Genomic DNA, 1,434 nt, shown 5'->3' on the forward strand with positions numbered 1-1,434 from the left:
TTGGTCAGCACCCTGCGGACCGTCGCAAAGGGCCGCACGACTCTCCTCATCGCGCATGACGCCGTGTCGCTGTCGCTGGCCGACCGGGTGGTTCACCTGCGGTCCGGCCAACTGGTGCCGGTCCTGCCACTAAGACTGGAGCAAAGGGCATGACGAAGATGGATGTCGCTACGCAGCTTTGTCCCGACCCGAAGACCCTGCGCGCCCTGATCGCCGAGGGGCCGTCCCCGGCAGCAGCGGCTGCGCTGGCCGCGGGGCGGACCCCGGTGACTGTCGAGGTCATACGCGTGCACTTTCCCGCCACCAAGCCGATGCAGGTCATGCTGCGGGCAGAGGGCGACAGCGGCCTGCTCATCGGGGAATGGGTCGGCCCATCCGCGGCGACACGGGCCCAGGCGGAAAGCGCCCGCCTGTCGAAACCCAGGCGCGGCCAGTCCGACGGCGGCCAGGCACCTGCGGTGGTGGCCGACCCCTGCAGCGGCCTTGTCCTGCGTCGCCCGGGGTTCGATGCAAAGCTGCCAGGACTGCGCCTGTTGCACGATCCCGCCTGGGCGGCGGACCAGCTGCAGAGGGTGGGACTTGATCCTGCCTCGGACATCCGGCTGGTCAGCCACCGCCTGGGCAAGCGGGCCGTCCTGAAGATCACCGGCCGGACCGGCACGCAATACGCCCGCCTCCGCCCCGTGACCTCGGGCTCGGGCGAGGCGGCCTATCAACGCCACCATGCGCTTTGGTCGGCGCTGGACGGCACGACGGGCCTGACGATCCCGCGACCCCTTGGCTTTGTCGCCGAGGCGGGGCTTGCGCTGTTCGCCGCCCTGCCCGGGTCACCTCCGGTCTTCCGCGGCCTCTCCGGATACCGCGCCACCCGCGATATCATGCGCGCACTTGGCGGTCTTCAGGGCCTGGCCATCGACGCGGATCGGCACGACGCCCGGGACGAACTTGCGATCCTGGACAGCTGGGCGGAAAGGTTGCGAAACGTCTTCCCCGAGGTGGCCCGTCGGTTGCGGGACCCCCTCGCCCGTCTGGCCAAGGACCTGCTGGCACTGCCAGAGTGTGATCGGGTTCCCTGTCACCGCGACCTGCATGAAGGCCAGATCCTTCTGCATGGGGACGGCGTCGGGCTGCTGGATTTCGATACCCTGCGTCTGGGCGACCCGGCACTGGATGTCGGCAACCTGCAGGCGCATCTGATCCTGGCGGGCTTGATGGACGGAAGGTCCTACCGGGCCTTTCTCACCGCCATGGACACGGCGCTGCCGCATCTGCCGCTGAAGCGGATCGGCATCTGGCGCCGCGCGGCCTTGCTGCGCCTGGCGATCTTTCTTACCAAATAAACGAGGCCTAACTTCATTATGACTCAATTCTACAAGCTAACGACGGATACTGCCGGAGAACTCCTAGCCGCTAAACTACCTCGTTCCAGTTGGG

Annotated in this window: 1 protein-coding gene; it reads left to right on the forward strand. The window is 67.6% G+C overall.

Annotation, left to right across the window (positions count from 1 at the left end; genetic code table 11):
* Positions 1–149: 149 nt before the first annotated feature.
* Positions 150–1,340: a phosphotransferase family protein gene (locus tag ACLD7X_RS16750; RefSeq protein WP_411424823.1), complete on the forward strand. Its 1,191-nt coding sequence runs from the start codon at positions 150–152 to the stop codon at positions 1,338–1,340.
* The last annotated feature ends 94 nt before the right edge of the window (positions 1,341–1,434 follow it).

The sequence above is a fragment of the Aphanothece microscopica RSMan92 genome, assembly GCF_046613545.2.
In the GTDB taxonomy this organism is placed as follows: Bacteria; Cyanobacteriota; Cyanobacteriia; order PCC-6307; family Cyanobiaceae; genus NIES-981.